We start from the raw sequence: 1,840 nt of genomic DNA, 5'->3' as shown, positions 1-1,840 counted from the left end.
TGAAATTTTAACCGATATCAAATTGAGATTTGGTGCAATCAATCCTTATCAAAAAGATATTGAATTGATTGATGCTGTTGAATTTGAAAAAAAAAAATAGTAAACATAAATCACCAATATGATTAAAGCCATTCCTTAAACGGAGTGGCTTTTGCTTTTATAGCACTTTAAAGTGTACCAAACTGTTAAAATAAAATCCATGTTAGCCTGCAACTGCTAGGTCATCTCAATGGATTTGAAAAATAGCATTCAGAGCATCCTCCCTCCCTGTATCGGCTATTTCAGTACTAAATTCCGCGATTTAAACCCCCGATCGCGCAGATTTAGTTCCGCAACGATCGCGCGGATTTGTAATCCGTGCCCGCAAAGTGATTCCTTCAAAACCTCACAAATAAAAAGTAAAATTTGCCCCGCTCTCCGAAAAGTTCCTTAATGAAAAATGAACAAATGTCCCTGACTTTGTGCATTTTTTTTATTCTAATAAACCTTAAACCAAATAAAACTCACCCAATTTCTTCAACAAAAAAGTCCCAGATTTATCTAGAGCTTTCATGTATATATTTCAAATCATAAATTTAGCGCCTTAGCGTCTTCGTGGCAAAAAAAAACTAAATCGAATTTCGATCAATAAAATTAAAAGGCACTTTAACCTGTCCTTTTTCTTTGTTCAGGATCATTCGGGCAACCGTTTCTCCCATGACATTAAAATCGGTAGACATTACCGTTATTCCTAATAATTCTTTCAGAGGCGTATCGTTATAAGAGATTACGCCGATATCTTTTCCAAGGGTGAATTTTTCGTCGCGAATTTGTTTCATTAAATTCACCAGATCCGATTCTTCTATGGTAATGAATAAATCCCCTTTTTTAAGAATCATATCATCGTAGACTTCGCTCAGAATTTCAAAATTGATTTCGTGTTCGACACAAAATTTTCTAAAGCCGTGTAATATTCTGCGTGGGTACGGATAAACTGCTTTGTCAGGATATACCAGAATCAGTTTCTCGTATTTTGTTATTTTGGCAAGACCTTCCTTTAAAGCATTGTAAATATCATTTTCAAAATCCTGATATATTTTGATTATTTCGCCCTCCATTCCAATTTTGATATTGTCCATTAAAACCAATTTCTCTTCAGGGATTTTCTGGATCGCTTTCGCAACTTCATCCGTAAAACTCAGGTGTTTTAAGTCATCGGTTTTAAAGTGCGTTGTAATTACATAATAATCATAAGCGCCTTCAAATTTATCCAGTAAGTTCAGGAACAAAGTCTCATCGCAATGGTAAATATGCAAATCGGTATGTGCATTGGCTCCAATAGTATTGATGAAAGAGTTGTACGTTTTCATTTTATAAGCACTAAGCTTATTTAGTACGAAGAGTACATTTACTTTAGATTCGAGTTTAGTTCGCGTAATATAATAGCCTTTTCCTCTGATAGAAGAAATGATTTTTCGCTCTTTCAGAATATTATAAGCCTTTTCTACAGTATCTCGCGACATATAAAACTCTTCACTAAAACTGTTTATAGAGGGTATTTTTTGATTTATTTTTAAATTTCCGTTAGCAATATTTTGCAGGATCGAGTCTACAATTTGTTTGTATTTAGGAATCCTGGACTCTTCATCTATTTTAATAAGTTTAATCATTTTGTAAGTCTTGTAAATTATGCAGCAATCAATTGCGATATAATTTTGAGTTATAATTTGTGTAAAAAAGTTTTGCCTAAAACGGTGAAATAATTCAGTCCGGTACTTTTCTCACAAAAGCTTTCAAATTAAATAAGGGTTGTTGTATGTTTTTGCTGATTTGTTTATTTAAGGCAAATTGAGGATATAAT

At 33.2% G+C, this 1,840-nt stretch carries 1 protein-coding gene; it reads right to left on the bottom strand.

Annotated features, from left to right (window positions below):
• Positions 1 to 608: 608 nt before the first annotated feature.
• Positions 609 to 1,649, bottom strand: a complete 1,041-nt coding sequence (locus FLACOL7796_RS23565) for a GntR family transcriptional regulator (protein WP_173973215.1) — start codon at positions 1,647 to 1,649, stop codon at positions 609 to 611.
• Between the last annotated feature and the right edge of the window lie 191 nt (positions 1,650 to 1,840).

Origin of the sequence: Flavobacterium bizetiae (assembly GCF_902804475.1) — a bacterium.
GTDB lineage: Bacteria > Bacteroidota > Bacteroidia > Flavobacteriales > Flavobacteriaceae > Flavobacterium > Flavobacterium bizetiae.
Note: the sequence above shows the minus strand (reverse complement) of the source record. Positions and strands in the feature narration are given on the sequence as shown.

Excerpts from the sequence above, each read along its gene's own strand:
- FLACOL7796_RS23565 (WP_173973215.1), bottom strand. The coding sequence starts at position 1,649 with ATGATTAAACTTATTAAAATAGATGAAGAGTCCAGGATTCCTAAATAC.